This window comes from Burkholderia humptydooensis (assembly GCF_001513745.1).
GTDB classification, from domain to species: Bacteria; Pseudomonadota; Gammaproteobacteria; order Burkholderiales; family Burkholderiaceae; genus Burkholderia; species Burkholderia humptydooensis.
In genome coordinates, this window is sequence record NZ_CP013382.1 from 2087899 (window position 1) to 2104466 (window position 16568).

A 16568-nucleotide genomic window follows, 5' to 3' on the forward strand; every position below is an offset into this window, starting at 1 on the left:
CGAACTCCGGAGGTTCCGCCATGCATTTCCCTCACGCCGCCCCGAACGGCGCACCGCTCGCCGAAGCCGACGTCGAACCGCGCGATGCCGATGCGGCGCGGATCGTGCTGACCGCGATCCGCAGGTGGCTGCATCCGTCCAAGGTCGCCGCCGACGACACGCGATGCCGCCGGCAATCGTGGCGCGACGTGCTGACCGCGGCCGGCTTGCGCGCCGACGGGCTCGTGCATTTCGACATGCTGATGCGCTTCCTCACGTGCAACACATGCCACCCGCTCGACACGCACTGCCGTTGCGCGTGCGGGCCCGCAAACGACGAGGCGCAGCTTCTGCAGGCGCTCGCCCACCTGCAATCGGCGCGCAGCGAAGCGGCGCTGCGCGCGCTCGCCGACTGGCTGCCGCGCTGTGCGGACAGCGGCGTGCTGAAGATCGCCCGCTGGTTTTCGATCGCGCTGCTCGACGCAGGGCTTGCGATTCGCACGCCTACGCAGCCCGCCGCGTATCTGCATTGACGCGCGCGTCGAACGCGCGGCCGCTTGACCGCTTGACCGCACGCGGACGAGGACGAGCGGGCGAGCGAATGAGCGCGCGCCCGGTTCGACCGCCGCCGCGCGATCGTCGCGCGCCTCGCCGGTCAACCTCCCAAGTTTCGTGGTAACGCCCACCTCCGCACTGGCGATAGGCTGCGATCTCTTTGCTTGCGACGCGCCCTCTTCGAACGGATCGGGCAGACAGAAGGCCGCCTGTCGCCCCGAACGCCCGGCATCGCGCGAATTCGCCGCGCCTGCCATTTTTGGTAGGCCGTGCTGGCGTGCGACGTCATCTACCATCGTGACGGAATCCTCGGAAGAAAGCGCCAACGCCGTACATTTCGACATCCAAAACAATCGACGCATCTCCATCACGCTGCGGAACGCGAACCGTGTCATTTCTCACCAGGAGGAACGCTACATGAAGTCGCTCTTCGATGCGCCGTCACCCCGTCAGCGCGTGCGCGCCGCAGTCGCGCTCGGTGCCGCCGCCACGCTGGCCGCTTCGCTCGCCGCGCTGCTCGCGCCCGCCGACGCCGACGCGCACGGTGCAGTCGGCTTCCCGATCGCGCGTCAATATCAATGCCGCCTCGAAGGCGGCTACTGGGACCCGCCCGACGGCTCGGCGATCCCGCACGACGACTGCCGCGCCGCCTATCGCGCCGGCAACAATTCGGCCTACCCTTTCACGCAATGGAACGAGGTGTCCGCGAATCCGGTCGGCCAGGGCAACGATCTCGCGCAACTGAAGGCCGCGGTGCCCGACGGCCTGCTGTGCGCGGGCGGCGACACGTCGAAGGCGGGTCTCGACAGGGCGCCGACGACGGTTTGGCGCAAGACGCAACTGACGCCAAACAACGGTCATGTCGAACTTCAGTGGGAAAACACGACGTCGCACAATCCGGCGCGCATGCGCGTGTTCATCTCGAAGCCGTCTTACAATCCGTCGCAGCCGCTGCGCTGGGACGATCTGCAACAGATCTACGACGCGCCGGCTCCCGCACCCGTCCCCGCGAACGGCGCGGGCCATCTGCCCGGCTCGATCCAGTCGTTCTACACGCTCGACGTGACGCTGCCCGCCGGCCGCACCGGCGATGCTGTGCTGTACAGCTACTGGCAGCGCATCGATGCCGGCAACGAAGGCTTCTTCAATTGCAGCGACGTGACGATCGCCGCCGACGAGCGCGCATCGGGCTTCCCGTGGGTCGCGACGCGCGCGTTCGTCGAGCCGGGCATCGCGCCGCAAGCCGGCCAGCAGGTTCGCTTCCGCGTGATGGGCGCGGATGCGCGCGGCGCGGAAGTCGTCGACGTGCGCCAGCCGATCACTCCGTACAACGCCGATCGCGGCGTGTGGGCGAAACAGCTCGCCGATCAGGTCAACGGCCGTTACGGCAACGTCGCGAAAATCGGCGTGCGCTCGGGCAACACGATCTATTTCGACACGACGAACCTGAACGCGAACAAGGTCTGGCTGCAGCCGAACTACAGCAGCGCGCTCGGCGTCGTCGGCGCAAAATAGCCAACTGACGGGCGACGCGCGCGGCACACCGGTGCGCGCATCGCCTCACATAGCGTGCTTGCGGATATTCCCTCGATATCCGCATTGGGCGACGCATCTCGATCCTCGATGCGCCGCCTTTTTTTTGGATCTCCTCGCAATAACGTGACTGCCATCTTCGCCGGATGGATGCTCGGTGTCGCCTTCGAGTCCGAGATATCTCACCCTGGCAGCCTTTGCTGCACGCAATTTAGTCACTGGCACCATCGGCCGCGATGGCAGACATCACAGCACCAAATACCCCCTCCGACGTGCTCAATGAGCAGGAACTCCTGGTCGCAGCTGTTAGTTTCGCCCCGGTCTTCGCGTCCCTCGTTGACTACCCGGATATGACCATATGAACACGTTTTGTCGCCGGCATGGCACGGCACCTCCAACGGCGTACTCGGAGGCGCGATCGGTGTTTTCGCATTCATCGTCCCGAGCTTCGAGACGGCGAGCAGCTACGCCTAACCGCGCTTGGCAAAGAGCAGGCCCCAAGCAGCCCCCCTTGACGGCATAGCTTGCGACCTGCAGACAGAGGTGGCTTCGCTCGTTCGGACAGTCTTCTGAGATTTTTAAGTGGAACGTCCGAGGCAATTATGCTGCCGATTTGATCGCAGGCAGCGTCGCGAAGTATGCCTCATCCGGCGTCTGATCCGCCAGGCTCGAATGGGGCCGTTTCCGGTTGTACAAGCTGATGTACTCGCCGATGGAGCGCCGGGCATGGCTGACCGACTCATACGCCTTCAGGTAGACCTCTTCGTACTTGATGCTCCGCCAGACCCGTTCGACGAATACGTTGTCGCGCCAGCTTCCCTTGCCGTCCATCGACAGCCGGATGCCCCGACTGAGTACCGCCTCGGTGAACGCGTTGGCCGTGAACTGACTGCCCTGGTCGGTGTTCACGATGTCCGGCCGCCCGTAGCGGGCGAACGCTTCTTCCAGCGCCTCGACAGCATGTACGGCTTCCAGCGTGATCGCCACCCGATGCGCGAGAACCTTGCGGCTCGACCAGTCCACCACCGCCGTCAGGTACACGAAGCCTCGTGCCATCGGAATGTAGGTCGTGTCGAGTGCCCACGCCTGATTCGCCCGGTCAATCTTCATGCCGCGCAGCAGGTACGGCCAGATCTTGTGCTGCGCGTTGCGACGGCTCGTGTTCGGCTTGCAGTACAACGCCTCTACGCCCATGCGCTTCATCAACGTCCGCACTCGGCGACGGCCAACCTCATGGCCTTCCCGACGCAGCAGGCGCGCCAGCATCCGCGCCCCGGCAAAGGGAAACTCCATGTGCAATTCGTCGATCCGTCGCATCAGCAACTGATCCGCTTCACTCACCGGCTGCGGTCGGTAATACACGCTCGATCTCGCCACGCCGACGAGACGGGCCTGCTGCGAAATCGGCAAAGCGTGCTTACGGTCGATCATTTCTTTGCGCTCAGCAATCCCGCCTTGTCGAGCGCGCCGCTTAAAAAATCATTTTCCAGCGTCAGTTGCCCGATCTTCGCGTGCAGCGATTTCAGATCAACCGGCGGCTCGTTCGACGGCGCACCGCCCACGCCGAACACGTCCGCCGCGCGCTCCTGCAATTGCCGTTTCCATTCCGTGATCTGGTTCGGGTGTACATCGAACTGCTGCGCCAATTCGGCCAGCGTCCGCTCGCCTTTGACCGCTGCCAGTGCCACCTTCGCTTTGAACGCCGCTGAGTGCGTCCGTCGGGTTCTCTTCGTCATCTTCCAGGTTCCTTTGCCGGCATTATCGCTGGCTCAGGCCCCGGTCGCTCCACTTATCCGACTGTCCAAATTCGCGCAGCCACATCTGACTTCATGCTTGCGACGCAGATTTCAGTTTTCGAGTGCCAAGCGGGCCAACTTCTCGAGTACGCTCATCTTCGAGTTACCGCCACCGACCAAGACCCCGTTGGTCATTGTATGCAGATACAACTGAACGAGCGGCAAATCTAGCAGCCCTGCGCGCGTTGGCGCCCCATCGGCCCCATAGTGCATGAGGTCACGCATCCCCGACATGGCGTCTCCAGACCCGGCAATTCCCCCCTCTGGCGGCACGAATATTCGAATGAACGCCCCACAGTCCTGGATCGGCATCTTCGATCCGATACGCTCACCGCGCACAGAATGTTCCGGCTTGAACATGGAGATGTAATACGGGAGCAGGTTGAACTCACGCCCCTTTGACAGATATTTTCCCTTGCTCCCCTCTTCACGACGTGCGGCCAAATAGCTGTCCTGCACACCGATTGCATGTTCGATGCCTTCGTAAGCGTCACTCAAGATGATTTTGGGCACGAATGTGCCAGCCCAAACTGTCAATCGCTCTCCAGAGCTTGGGTCGAGGACCCAGAATTGCCCATCGCGTATAACGTCCTTGCCCTGTTCCCGCAGGAACTCATATTCGAAGACAAAATCGAGCACCGCTTCACCGCTACCCCACGGCGTACGCCGTACCCGGATGACCTCGATGGAGCTGCCCTCAACGCGAACATCCACGGCCGCGATACTCTGTTCCGGAGCCGCGCGACCTGGCATACGCGCGCGACGCGTGGCCAGCAGCGTTAGGTGGACTGGAATACTGTCAGGTATGGCTGGGACCGCTATCGCCTTGTGCCCGAGCAAAGCCTCCTTCAGCGACATCTCGACCAGGCACCGCTTAAGTGCCTCCTGCAGTTGCCTATTTTCGCCCCCTCCTGCTTTACCTGGGCGCAGTAACGCCAAAGAGTTGGGACCATAATCCAGGCCCTGCGTCGACACTTTGAATCTGTCTTGCGCAAGCAGATGCCGGTACTTCACTTCCGTATAAGGGTCAGTTCGCCCCTCACCTTTCGAAAGGGCTAGGTACGCTACCAGCGGCGTCACGGCTTGAGATTCCGTTGATCCACCTTTTGCCAAGCGGACGCTCCCTGATTCATCGTCCCCTTTGCCATTCAAAAACAGGTAGTTCACTGCAGAATCAAGTTGTTCTGGCACTACCGATACGGCCCTAACGTCGGGGGCAGGAAAGTGCACCTTCTTGTTACCGGCCACGTGATAACCAGGAAGGTACTCGGGAAACCGCACTAGCGGGGCGAGGGCATCATGGTCCAACGGCTCCTTGGTCGTGTTCACGACAATAATGGGATGCTTCAACTGGGCCAAGGGCTCGAGAGGAATATATGCGTCGTCGACAAAATGCGTAGCTGCGAATGTCTCACGTGCGAAGGGCACTCTAGCCTTTGTGAAGAGTCGCATCGCAAATTCGGTCAGCAGGTTCAGGTAGTAGAACCGGGTACGCCGAACCTTGTTGAGGTCTAGACTCAGGCCATCCATCGGAAATTTGCGTCCGTCTTGCTCGTGGAAGTCGTCTGGCACGATGCGAGTGACACCAACCAGAAATCCCTCGCCCGCATTCGCTAGTCGCGTTGCAGAAGCATTCTCCGCGGAAGTCTTCAGCTTGCGCGAGAAGCGCTTAGCAGTCATGTCACACAGCAGGAATCCATGTTTCGAATTGACCGTGTACTCAACCTCAGCAAGTTGGAGGTGGCGTTTTGAAGCCTGGCTGGCGCTCCCTAGGTAAACGCCCGGTCCAAATCCCCCACCGACAAATGTGTCCTCCGCATCAATAGCTGACGACTCAATCAACTCCTTCAGCAACATGAGTTCGATAAACTTGGCGGGACTGGCAGCAACTGCGTCGAGCATGCTCTGAGCGTCCAGTTTCGGACGAGGTCCAAGGTACCACGCATCCTTCCAGGTCATTGTGAACGACAATTTCAAGGCAGCGTCGCCCACGAGTCCCAGTTCCTGGGCAATCTGGGCGCGAACTAGCTTTGCGCGATGGCGAAAAAAGCTAACGCCCTTCGGAGAGCCTTCAGTAGCTTTTGGAAGCGGCATCGCCATCGGAACAAGCAGACCGCCTTGATCTACCTGCCAGTTGGCGAGCGCGCGCGCCGCTTCTGCTACTGGTGCTGTGAATCGAAGTGCATTCAATCGACCGTGTGCGACAGTTTTGGAATCGAGACTACGGATCGGCATCAGTTCCCCAAAATAGATTCGCGCAGGTTCGTATTCGGCATCCACATGTCTGTGCCGGTATTCGGCACATATAGGGACATGAACCGAATAGTCCCTGTCGGTGGTTTTGCGACAGTGAACTTATGCGCACCGTACAAGTTCACATAGAGCGCATGTATGGTCTTGTCTGGAAACAGCTCTCGCAGACGCTGATGCTTCTTCTGCGCCCCCATTTGAAGCTGGTGTTTCTTGAGGCTGTCCGTGCTTCGTGCCCAGTTCTTCAGGTCCACTGCCACTAGCACGTTCGGCCGCGGCACTAGATAGTAGTCGAACAACTGGTACAGATCGGGATACAGCGGATGCTCAGTCACCTGAAGGTACTCTACAGGATAACCGCCTAGCGCATTCTTCCGAGGCCAGACGTTAAATTGATTACCCACGTACTCCTCAAACTCCAGTTCAGCGATGTATCCCTTCATGATTTCGGTGACAAACCATGGCTGGGGAACGAGCTTCGTCGCCTTGTCAACCAATTTGAATCCGCGTGACTCCTTCAGAAGATCTCGCGTAGGAGACGAGAGCTGGCTAATAAGCCCTTCGGGTGCCACCATGCCGATCCAATTGTACGCGTCAGATCCATCCGCAGCATCCGTGATGACGCGCTCGAGTATCCCAGCCGCACCAAATTCAACAGTATAGGTATCAGCATTCGCAGGCACTTCGGTGAAGCATCCGTCACAGTAGTCTAGTGGAACTCCTGCCGCAGATAGCTTTCCCAGGTATTTGAGCGGGTCACGGAACATCATCGCGTCGAACAACTTGTCCCATAGACTGCGAGCTCCCGCGTCGGAGCGAAACCGCGCCGGAGTCTGGCTAGTGAAGCGACGGAGCGCAACTGCCCTTTTTAGACTCTCTCGATGATGCATTTGCCGATCTCCATCCGATCGGAAAATACTTACATCAATATTATGCCGAGCAATCGCGGCGAGCACGGCCCGTTGCGCCGGCGAAGCACGCCTACGTAACTCTGGCGCATGACCCAAACCTAGATGGACCATACGCGCCGCCTCCGAGCTAACATAGAGATGTTGTGTCGACATTTGCGTTTCCGGCCGTCGCTCGCCACGGCCCAGTGCCTGGAACACCGTTCGAGTAATATCAATGAAATGCTCTTTTCTCAGGCGCTTCCATTTGTTGCGTGAGTACTCGAACAGCAGGTCCCCCTTAGACATAGACGCCCAGTTCTCGTTTTCGTCGCGCAGCACCTGAGCAAAGCTCTGAAACATCTCCATGGAGAAACCGCTGGAGCTCAGCCGGGTGTGTTGCGTGTAGTATGGGTCGTTCAACAAGCAAAACAATTCGAAATCACGCTGTACCCCGTGCTGCCGAGTAAGAAAATTGATACCGCGCGAGGCTGACTTATAAGCGCTCCATAGCAGCAGCTTCTTTTCACTAATGTCCAGTGCGTCCTCTAGGTCACTACTGAACTGCCCCTTGTCGTCGTCCTCGTCCAACACCCCCGTCTTGGTGCGATCGCGCTTACGAAAGCGTGAGGCGGAATAAAGTACCACCATAATGTCTTCGGTCACCCCAAACTCACGGTAGCTTGGAAGCGCTTTCGGGCTGACAACAAACAGCTCACCCGTAGTGTCCATTTGGGTAACGAATCGGGTATTCATGTTCGACAAGGAGCAGTTGTCAAATCTGGTGTATCAGCAGTCGGCGGCATGATCAGGCGGCGAGCGGTTGCTGAGCCGGTGTGCTTTCGATCACCGGGGTACCATCCTTGAAGGGAATGCCCTTCATGAGCTGTTCGATCTTGTCCACGCCGCGGATACGGCGCCACGACTGTTCAGCCGATTCGATCAGCTTGAATGCCAGACCAAGGAAGGTCGCGCGCGACAGACAGTTGCGCGTACGCGTTGTGCGATGACGTACCGTCGCAAACGTCGATTCGATCGGGTTGGTCGTTCGCAGATGCTGCCAGTGTTCAGCTGGAAAGTCGTAGAACGCGAGCAACTCGTCGCGGTCCTTCGTGACCTTCTCAGCGGCCTTGGGATATTTGGCCGAATACGTCGCAACGAACTGGTTGAACGCGACGATGGCCTCGGCTCGCGTTGCCGCATTCCAGATTTCAGACAGGGCAGCCTTGGCGCGGCCGTGCTGCGATTTCGGCAGAGCGTTGAGCACGTTGCCGATCTTGTGGAACCAGCAGCGTTGTTGCCTGGTCTGCGGGAACACTTCTTCAAGCGCCGCCCACAGGCCCATCGCGCCGTCGCCAGTAGCCAGCAGCGGGCCGGCCTGCAGCCCGCGTGCCTTCAGGTCCAGCAACAGGTCACGCCACGAATCCTTCGATTCGCGATAGCCGTCGGCGAGCGCCACGCGCTCCTTGCTCCCGTCCGGCTTCACGCCGATGATCACCAGCAGGCACTGGCCATCGGAGTCTTCGCTGCGCGCGCCGGTGTGAATGCCATCAGCCCACCAGTAGACCCAGCGCGAGCCCGACAGGTCGCGTTTGTTCCATCGCTCGAACTCGTCGGCCCATTGCGCCTTCAGGCGCACCACGACATTGGGCGAGAGGCCTTTGGCTTGTTCGCCGAGCAGCACGCTGAACGCTTCGCTCATGTCGCCGGTGGAAACACCGCGCAGGTAAAGCCACGGCAGCGCCGCGCTCACCCGGGGCGACTTGCGCACGTAGGGCGGCACGATGTTCGAGTTGAACTTCACGCCCGAGCCCGAACGGTCACGCACCTTGGGCACCTGAACCGGCACGGGCCCGACTGCCGTGACGACCTCGCGTTCGGGCAGATAGCCGTTGCGCACGATCGCGCGCCGTCCGTCCAGCGTTTTCACGTTCGAATACTGCTCGAGCAATGCCGCCAATTCCGCCTCGATCGCCTGCTGGATAATCTGCCGCGCGCCCTGCTGGATCAGGTCGTCCAGACCGGGCAGGCCCTTCACTTCCGTTGCTGCTTGACTGCCGTTTGTTTCCTGCGTACGTTTCGCCATGGTGGTGGAGTTCGGTTGCTGGGTGTTACCGTGGAAAGCAACATTTTCAGCTAACCGCCACCGCCTTCTCATTTCCCGCCGACCACCCGCCGTACACCAAATTCGACATTAGCTCTTCGACAAGCGCATCAGGCACTTGCGTACATGCTGGGTCGTCTGACACAGCACAAGGCCTGAACGCATCGACGTTGAAAGCAACTTGTCCAGACTAGCTACCAAGCCAGCAAGCTCGCAGCGTTTGTAGCTGTTCATCTGTGCATAGTCGGATTCCTCCTTCGTCGGCCTGGCATCTTCAAAGGTTTGGAGAAGACCTTTGAAGCTCTTAGATACTTCGAAGGTACGCGCCGGGTCGCGGTCATCCAGAATGACGACCTTGCGTTCCCGTTTGCCCATTAGTTTTTCAGATTGAGAAGAAACAACCTGCAATTCATTCTCAGTCATATCGCTAAAATAGCCGCCACGGGACTCCAGGCAACGCTTGAGATACCGCGTATTAAACGCGCCTGAGGACGCTGATGCCAAACCGCCCGTTGCGCTCATCAGGTACACGCCGTTCGATCGCCCAAGCGCACGAACGATGTCTTCTTCCGGGGTGGCACGAAGGGACGTGATCGTCAGCGTCAGGCTGACATCAGCAGTCATATTGTATTCTTCAGCTTGGTTTCGGCTTTCCTCGAGAGTCACGACGTTCTTCGTGTCCTTGAACAGGAACGTGTCGGTCAGGAGCTCCCTATCACTGGTCTCTGCGGCCAAACCCTCCTCGGTTGCACGCCCGTCAAATAATCGCCGGACGTCCGAGCGAAATTGGTCGAGGCTGGGATACCGTTCCTGGTCCGCCTTCGACATCTCGATGGCGTTGTCCCCTGCTGTCACCGCTAGTACGGACGCCATGAATACGACCAAATTCAGGTAATCCAATAACGTGAACGCGTCGGCCGGCACATCGCTATCGTGGTACTCAAGCCGGATGGTCTGATGCGCCGTGTCACGCGACATTTCCACTCGGCGCAGGAACTCCGTATCCATGACACTGGCGGATTCAGTAAAGAATGTCTGCCCAGGCTGATCCAACACCTCGCCATACGTGGAGCGACTCATGGTGAAGTACTTCTTGTTTGCCACTAGCTCGTGCAGATCGCGAAAGGTTTCGTAGGTTGTACTTCCACGGCGAGTGATGCTCAGGACGTAGTCGCGCATTCGCCTGAGTACTCCGGCCTTCTGCCGAAAACGCTTGAATGCGGCATGCACATCACTACGGTCATGCAACTGATTTAGGATGATCAAGAGCTCCGCGTCATCGAAACGCTTCGCCGTTGTCGGAAACTGGTCGGATAGATGACTACGCAGAATTTCTGCCCGACGGGTATCGTTAATGTACTTGGCACCAGTTCGCGATACCTCAAGCAGAAATTCATCCTCTACCGCCTTGCTCACCTTCGCGAAATCTTCGAGATGTTCGTAGACCTTCGTTGCCAATGCGAGGTCCGTGGGGCCGTCACGGCGGAGCTTTTCGAACGCCATCGGCCAGCGCAAATCGAAGTACTGAAAAAACTCCGAGATGACGTGATTAAGGTCACTGTCACCATCCGAATTCACTATCGACTTACGCCGCTCAAATAGATACCAATAGGAGTCTTCCTCTTCGTCGATAAACGTGACTACGCGAGCCGAATCCGGCCGGCGGGAGACCATGCGTCCGAACGGACTCCCATCACTATTGAGTTCTTCGAGGAACAGTGGCAAATTCTCGAACTGATGCTCTTTAAAGCCATTTTTTCCATCAGAGCCGTAAACCTTGTGCCCCACCTGCGCCTTCGAGGCGGTACAGACGATGACGCCTGGATTATCCAGGAACTCTTGAAGGGGGTGAAGCCGACGAACAAGCTCAGCGACTTCGTGGACGCGCATGAACCGATGAGCTTCCTGCTTCAGGTGACGACTGTCAACGTCTAGCTTGATGAGGCGCCAGACCAAGCTATCAGCCAGACTACGTGCCCGCCGGGCGGCCTTTACGTAAGCCGCCCTAGTGTCTTCGTACGTGTCGTCAGTGGTTGCCATCATGAGGAAGTTGGATTCCGCACAATAGGTTGCCTTTTGGCGCAGCTCAGTCACGCGAGCGCGAACGCTCTTGTCGGTGTCCGCAAGCTTGGTCGATACCTCCATACTGATATGAGGGTGGCGCTCTAGCCAACTGACGAAGGCCAAGCAAGCCTGGAAGAAGCTTCTATCGTTCAGGTGATACTCAATGGAGTAAAGACGATGCACCGGAACGGCTGCGCCACGGGCCCGGATGGCATCTTCGATTTCGTCCGCGTATGCGCCGGCCTTCTGATGCTTGTGTATTTCATCGGTGAACCCTGATACCAAGGACTGGAGGGGCGCAATGAATACGGGAATGACATCGCAGTTGATATACAGATCAATGCTGAACGCCGCAGCGTTATATGTCTTACCGAAGCCGGTGTACCAATTCAGAAGTTTGATGAATGGTCGCCCATCGGAGCATAGATATGGCTCTTTAAATCCTTCGAGAAATATCGATGTTGCGGTGCGGGATTGCTTTTTTGTCATTGGTCAAGCGCCTCAGAATCGTCTAAATGCTTCTCGCAAGCTATATGCTCGCACCCACATTCGCTGCACGGAGCCGGTCGATCCTCGACAGAAAAGTGACGAGGGCATACGCCGTGAGATACGCGCAGAGACCTTGGATGTCAGTCGCATCATGCCCCCTCCGCGCGGCAATCAATGTCAATATAGATGCTGTGACAGCCAAGGTGAACTTCCCTTTCGGCACCGCTGTCGTGCGCTTACGGGCGCACCTATGCGAATAGCCAAGAACGCGGGAGGCGATATCCGGATCTGATATGTGCTTAAGGGAGACGCCAACGTCGCTCAGTGCCTCGCGCAATCGTTTGGCGAGCGCTTTGTTATCTTTGTCGGGCCTTGGTTGCGATCGCTCGACTAACTTTGGCGCGGTGCCCGAGGTGAAACGCGTTACCTTGAGATGGACGAACGTCCGGAGGATTGCTGTAGAGGCCTGCAAGTCTCGGGAAGAAGCGTCGCGCGACGACGGCGCACTAGTGGCTGCCATTGATGAACTCGCATCGAAGGACGGCACGCTCTGTCCGGCTCTCCAATTAGAGGCCATCAAGTCAAGAAAGAGTCCCACAAGCAAGACTGGCGTCGCCGTCCCGGCAAATGTCTGGTGCGTACACCGAGGGCTGCCAGTTTGCCCAGGATTCGACTTAAACCGCACGCAAATCGTAAGCTAACGCGTCGAGAAGTGTCAACCGCCCCAATACAACGAATTCCGACCAGCTCAATCTAAGAGCCCGTTTGGAAAGTAAGCACCTCACGACGGCCGTCGTAGACGGCGACGAGGAGCGACATCAAAGTGGTGGCCATCATTTTCGATTTGATGGACATCACGGTGACAGAGGCGGAAGCCAAGCCGGGTAGCCGCAAGGGACGCCCGAACCATGATCCTGAGTTTCGGCGCCGACTGGCGGCCGCGGCCTGTGAGCCCGGTGTGTCGGTCGCAAAGCTGGCGCGGGGGAATGACATCAACGCAAACATGCTGTTCACCTGGCATAGTCGGTATCGCGCGCAATTGCAGGCCGAAACGACATCCCTGATTCCGGTGTCGGTGGTTCATGAGACGCCGCCGGCACGGGTAGCGATGCCACCGGACGCACCCGGCGTCGGCCATCCGACTCCGCGAACCGGGACGATCGAGATTCGGATCGGCGGCGTAGTCGTCAAGGTCGACGGCGTTGTTGACGCCGAGACGCTGCGGACCGTACTGGGGAGCTTGCGATCGTGATCTCTCTGCCCACGGGTACACGCGTCTGGCTGGTGGCGGGCGTCACCGACATGCGCTGCGGGTTCCAGGGGCTGGCGGCGAAGGTGCAGACGGCGCTCGACGAGAATCCGCTGGGCGGCAACGTGTTCATCTTCCGCGGTCGTCGCGGCGATCTCGTGAAGGTTCTGTGGGCGAGCGAGGACGGGCTCTGGCTTCTCGCGAAGCGGCTTGAGCGTGGCCGCTTCGTCTGGCCACGGGCCGACGGCGGCAAGGTCCATCTGATGGCGGCACAACTGTCGATGTTGTAACCCGCGAGGAAGGCTCGTAAACTGCGCCACATGTCGAACGGCGCGGAACTTCCTGATGATGTTGAAACGCTGCGGGCCTTGCTGAGCGAGGCCCGTGCGCAACTTGCCGAACGCGACCTTGAGATTGAGCACCTCAAGGTGCAAATCGACAAGCTCAAGCGCATGCAATTCGGACGCAAGTCCGAACAGTTGGATCGAGAGGCTGCGCGACTCGAGACGCAGCTCGATGATGTGACGGGTGGGCGTGGCGTCGCTGATGTGCGACGCGCCCGCCAATCGAGCGCGCGCACGCCGGTCAGCGACGCGTCGCCGAAAGAGGCGCTGCCGCCGCATCTGTCACGCGAAGAACGTGTGCTGGACGCTGATGCGACCTGCCCAAAGTGCGGCAGCGCCATGCAGCCACTCGGAGAAGACGTGTCCGAGCAACTCGCCCGGGTCGCGGCGGTGTTCAAGGTGATTCGCACGATCCGGCGCAAGACAGTCTGTCCGTGCGGGCACCATGTCTCGCAGTCGCCGATGCTGGGCTTGCCGATCACGCGCAGCATCGCCCATCCGAGCCTGCTGGCCGATATCCTCGTCTCGAAGTACGCGGACCACACGCCGTTGTACCGGCAGTCGCAGATTGCCGCGCGCGACGGCGTGAAGCTCGATCCGGCCAGCATGGGCCGCTGGGTCGGCCAGTGCGAGGCGCTGACCGAGGCGTTGCGCCGCTACACGATGGCACCGTCCAAGCTGCACACGGACGACACGCCGATCCCGGTGCTCGCGCCGGGCAACAAGAAGACGAAGACCGGACGGCTCTGGGTGTATATGCGCGACGTGTGCGATTCATAGACATCGTTTCACTTTTTGGGGCGCCGTTTTCGTTGCGTGTTGGAGTTCGCGTCTCCGGTGGGAGATGCGAACTCCAACACGCGCCGGTGATGCTCGGCGAGGGCTTTGTCGACGCGCCATTCGCGGTGCCGAATTCGCTCTTTCGTTTCCTCGTAGGCACTTTCCACCTTCTCTGCGAGAGGTGTGATTTCGGTCAGTTCCGCGATACGATCGACGGGCGTCTTGCCACCAAGTGAGCCGTGCGGCCGCCGCCAGTTGTAGCTGAACTGCCACTCCTCAATTCGTTCGCTGATCGCATCCTCTGTCGGCTGATGATGCATCCAGAATTCGTTTAAATCGGTGAGCTGTGAACGCTCGACTTTGCCATTGAGGTGTGGCGAACGCGGCGGAATCGGCCAGAACTTGATGCACTCGCTCATCAAGCGCCGTTGTACCGCTTCGGCGAAGAACTCGCCGCCTCGGTCGGTCTGGATGCGCTGGATTCGGAACGGCATCTCCTCGATAACGCGATCAAGAAAGAGCAGCGTATTTCGGGCATTTCTGCGTGGATAGAGCGCTAGTACCCGGAACCGCGAGCAGTCGTCGATCGCCGTGTACTGATACACACCTCGAGCGATCTTCATCGTGTCCATCTGGACGCGGTCTCCCGGCACCGGCCGGCTGTAGCGTTTCGGCTGCACCGGTCGCCTGGATCGAATCAATGGTTTTACACACGCCTCGCTCAAGATCTTGTGAATGGTCGCGAGGGACAGTTCTCGTTGCTCGTGCAGTCGCAGTTCATTTTGGATTCGCCGCGCGCCTTTGTGCTCGGTACGCAATCGAAGGATCGTTGCCCGATCGGCGTCGGAAACCTTCCGGTTTGGGCTGCGGAGTGGACGACGACTTTGGGACTGGAGGCCGGCTTCACCGGCCTCCTGATAGCGACGCAGCCATTTGCGAAGCGTCGGTCGGGATATGCCACACCTCGCACACACGAGACCGGCAATGCCGGTCTCGTGATACATGCGCACCCACCGTAATCGCGCGGCGATCTCTCGATCCATCGCCTCATTCTAGTTGAAACGATGTCTATGAATCGCACACGTGAGGTTCATCTCACGGGCCATCGTGCGCGTGCTCCAGGGAGTGGCCCCGGCTGGCACGCTCTCAAGCGTCTTCGCAATGACCGCATCAACGCGGCTGTCGTCGATCGTTCTGGGTGCGCCGGGCCGCGGCGTATCGAGCAGACCATCCAGCCGATCGGCAACGAAGCGCGCACGCCACTTCGAGACCGTTTGCTGTGTGACTCGCTGCTTCGCCGCGACCGTCTTATTGTCCATACCCTCGGCACAGGCCAGCACGATGCGCGCTCGCAACGCCATCGCTTGTGCGGTCTTGCGGCGCATGGTCAACGCCTTGAGTTGTTCGCGCTCCGATTCGCTCAGCACCAAATCCGCCTTTGGTCTTCCGCTCATTGTCGCCTCTCGTATCCGTGCAATTCCATCACACAGTACTACAGGCGACCAATAATTCAACGAATTTTTAACTCATCACACTAGCTTGCCTTCACGATATTGCTTACGCCAGCCGAACACCACGTTGGCGTTGATGTCATGCCGTCGAGCAACAATCGACACCGACATACCGGGTTCCAACGTCTCTCTGATCACCTGCTGCTTGAATTCCCGCGCATACGTGCGACGGGGATGGGCTCGGCCCGCTGAATTCGACATGGATGATCGTCTCCGTCAATCTGATCGCGCCCATCATGCGTCGGCGCAATCAGCAGTGGGGGACGACCATACCGAGCCGCTTACCCATTTACCAACCCAAGTCAGCACCTACCGCTTGACAAAACTCATAGCCCCCAGCAGCCACGTTACACAGTCGCTCGCGGCCGACAGTGGCCAGCGCACCGTGATTGCCCTCGCGCCCCTGCGCACTTCGATCTCGATGTGCGTCGCCCCTGCAACATCAACACCATTCTGCATCTGCAGCAGCACAAATTCCGGCGACGAGACATTCAATTCCTGTCGGGCCGCCTCAGCGGCATCGCGTTCCTCCTGCGCTGCAACCCGGCTGCGCAGCAGGTTGGCGTTCAACCGGTAATGCAGTGCCATGGCCGCAATCGATACGTTCGGCTGCATTGCCGCACGAATGACCGTCTCCTTGAATTCCTTGCTATGCCGCCGGCGCCGGTTCGGCTGAACCACATCCTGGACAACCTCGACTTCGTCCATCATGTATACCTGTCCATTTAAAATTTGAATGGACATGATCATCGGTCGGCACGACTTATCGATCAAGATGCCTTAGCCAGGTGCTTACATTAAAAGTTGTTGATGGACACGATGCTCGCGTCAGAACTCCCGCGCTTCAAGGCGTCTTCGCCGGATGCTTACGTATCGCGACTAACACCCGCCGACCATCGGGTCGACGCGTACTCCCGCGACACAATCGCAGACCAATCTCGGCCGCCGCGATGCGGCTACGCTCGTCCATTCGTTGCATGCCACGCCTCATGAGGTATGCGAAATTGCGCGGTTCCGATCGACCGGT

At 59.2% G+C, this 16568-nt stretch carries 12 protein-coding genes and 2 pseudogenes; 5 read left to right on the forward strand and 9 right to left on the reverse strand.

Annotated elements, in window-relative coordinates; genetic code table 11:
* Positions 1–20 precede the first annotated feature (20 nt).
* Together AQ610_RS28195 and AQ610_RS28200 are read left to right on the forward strand one after the other, a co-directional pair.
* Complete coding sequence (locus AQ610_RS28195) at positions 21–512, forward strand: hypothetical protein (RefSeq protein ID WP_006029788.1); 492 nt, start codon at positions 21–23, stop codon at positions 510–512.
* A 439-nt stretch (positions 513–951) separates the two neighbouring features.
* Positions 952–2049: a lytic polysaccharide monooxygenase gene (locus tag AQ610_RS28200; RefSeq protein WP_006029789.1), complete on the forward strand. Its 1098-nt coding sequence runs from the start codon at positions 952–954 to the stop codon at positions 2047–2049.
* 618 nt (positions 2050–2667) lie between these two features.
* Here the strand turns inward: AQ610_RS28200 and AQ610_RS28205 are convergent.
* The 5 genes from AQ610_RS28205 to AQ610_RS28230 all read right to left on the reverse strand — a co-directional run bounded on the left by AQ610_RS28205 (position 2668) and on the right by AQ610_RS28230 (position 11657).
* Positions 2668–3803 (reverse strand): IS3 family transposase gene (locus AQ610_RS28205; RefSeq protein ID WP_374189343.1). Its coding sequence is split into 2 segments (ribosomal slippage): positions 2668–3539 and positions 3539–3803, totalling 1137 coding nucleotides; the frame shifts between segments, so codons are not numbered across the junction.
* Positions 3804–3914: 111 nt separating this feature from the next.
* Entirely contained in the window at positions 3915–6143 is a 2229-nt protein-coding gene (locus tag AQ610_RS28215) for a hypothetical protein (protein ID WP_231749003.1), read from the reverse strand.
* Positions 6098–7756: a hypothetical protein gene (locus AQ610_RS28220; RefSeq protein WP_144411872.1), complete on the reverse strand. Its 1659-nt coding sequence runs from the start codon at positions 7754–7756 to the stop codon at positions 6098–6100. The genes AQ610_RS28215 and AQ610_RS28220 overlap by 46 nt, the downstream gene beginning before the upstream one ends.
* Positions 7757–7808: 52 nt before the next feature.
* On the reverse strand, positions 7809–9086 hold the full coding sequence (locus AQ610_RS28225; protein ID WP_006026243.1) for an IS256 family transposase: 1278 nt from the start codon (positions 9084–9086) through the stop codon (positions 7809–7811).
* Between the two features lie 108 nt (positions 9087–9194).
* Positions 9195–11657 (reverse strand): hypothetical protein, encoded by a 2463-nt coding sequence (locus AQ610_RS28230; RefSeq protein ID WP_006029793.1) that lies wholly within the window; start codon positions 11655–11657, stop codon positions 9195–9197.
* A gap of 823 nt (positions 11658–12480) precedes the next feature.
* Between AQ610_RS28230 and tnpA the strand changes: the two genes are divergently transcribed.
* The 3 genes and pseudogenes from tnpA to AQ610_RS28245 all read left to right on the forward strand — a co-directional run.
* Positions 12481–12909 carry an IS66-like element accessory protein TnpA gene (gene tnpA / locus AQ610_RS28235; RefSeq protein ID WP_231749004.1) on the forward strand — a complete coding sequence of 143 codons (429 nt, stop codon included), beginning with the start codon at positions 12481–12483 and terminating at the stop codon, positions 12907–12909.
* Positions 12906–13196, forward strand: a complete 291-nt coding sequence (gene tnpB / locus AQ610_RS28240; RefSeq protein WP_043283433.1) for an IS66 family insertion sequence element accessory protein TnpB — start codon at positions 12906–12908, stop codon at positions 13194–13196. Before tnpA ends, tnpB begins: the two co-directional genes overlap by 4 nt.
* A gap of 30 nt (positions 13197–13226) precedes the next feature.
* Positions 13227–14015: pseudogene (locus tag AQ610_RS28245) on the forward strand (IS66 family transposase); the annotation flags it as partial.
* 23 nt (positions 14016–14038) lie between these two features.
* On the opposite strand, the gene AQ610_RS28250 reads toward AQ610_RS28245, so the two are convergent.
* From AQ610_RS28250 to AQ610_RS28260, 4 genes and pseudogenes are all read right to left on the reverse strand, one after another.
* On the reverse strand, positions 14039–15073 hold the full coding sequence (locus tag AQ610_RS28250; RefSeq protein ID WP_043283406.1) for an IS481 family transposase: 1035 nt from the start codon (positions 15071–15073) through the stop codon (positions 14039–14041).
* A 39-nt stretch (positions 15074–15112) separates the two neighbouring features.
* Positions 15113–15484: pseudogene (locus tag AQ610_RS28255) on the reverse strand (helix-turn-helix domain-containing protein); the annotation flags it as partial.
* Positions 15485–15559: 75 nt separating this feature from the next.
* Positions 15560–15742 carry a transposase gene (locus AQ610_RS37975; protein WP_080595291.1) on the reverse strand — a complete coding sequence of 61 codons (183 nt, stop codon included), beginning with the start codon at positions 15740–15742 and terminating at the stop codon, positions 15560–15562.
* Positions 15743–15850: 108 nt separating this feature from the next.
* Complete coding sequence (locus AQ610_RS28260) at positions 15851–16285, reverse strand: transposase (protein WP_059213620.1); 435 nt, start codon at positions 16283–16285, stop codon at positions 15851–15853.
* Positions 16286–16568 lie beyond the last annotated feature (283 nt).

Coding starts and splice junctions, on each gene's coding strand:
- AQ610_RS28200 (WP_006029789.1), top strand. CDS start 952: ATGAAGTCGCTCTTCGATGCGCCGTCACCCCGTCAGCGCGTGCGCGCC.
- AQ610_RS28230 (WP_006029793.1), bottom strand. CDS start 11,657: ATGACAAAAAAGCAATCCCGCACCGCAACATCGATATTTCTCGAAGGA.
- AQ610_RS28220 (WP_144411872.1), bottom strand. CDS start 7,756: ATGAATACCCGATTCGTTACCCAAATGGACACTACGGGTGAGCTGTTT.
- AQ610_RS28250 (WP_043283406.1), bottom strand. CDS start 15,073: ATGGATCGAGAGATCGCCGCGCGATTACGGTGGGTGCGCATGTATCAC.
- AQ610_RS28260 (WP_059213620.1), bottom strand. CDS start 16,285: ATGTCCATTCAAATTTTAAATGGACAGGTATACATGATGGACGAAGTC.
- AQ610_RS28225 (WP_006026243.1), bottom strand. CDS start 9,086: ATGGCGAAACGTACGCAGGAAACAAACGGCAGTCAAGCAGCAACGGAA.
- AQ610_RS37975 (WP_080595291.1), bottom strand. CDS start 15,742: ATGTCGAATTCAGCGGGCCGAGCCCATCCCCGTCGCACGTATGCGCGG.
- AQ610_RS28195 (WP_006029788.1), top strand. CDS start 21: ATGCATTTCCCTCACGCCGCCCCGAACGGCGCACCGCTCGCCGAAGCC.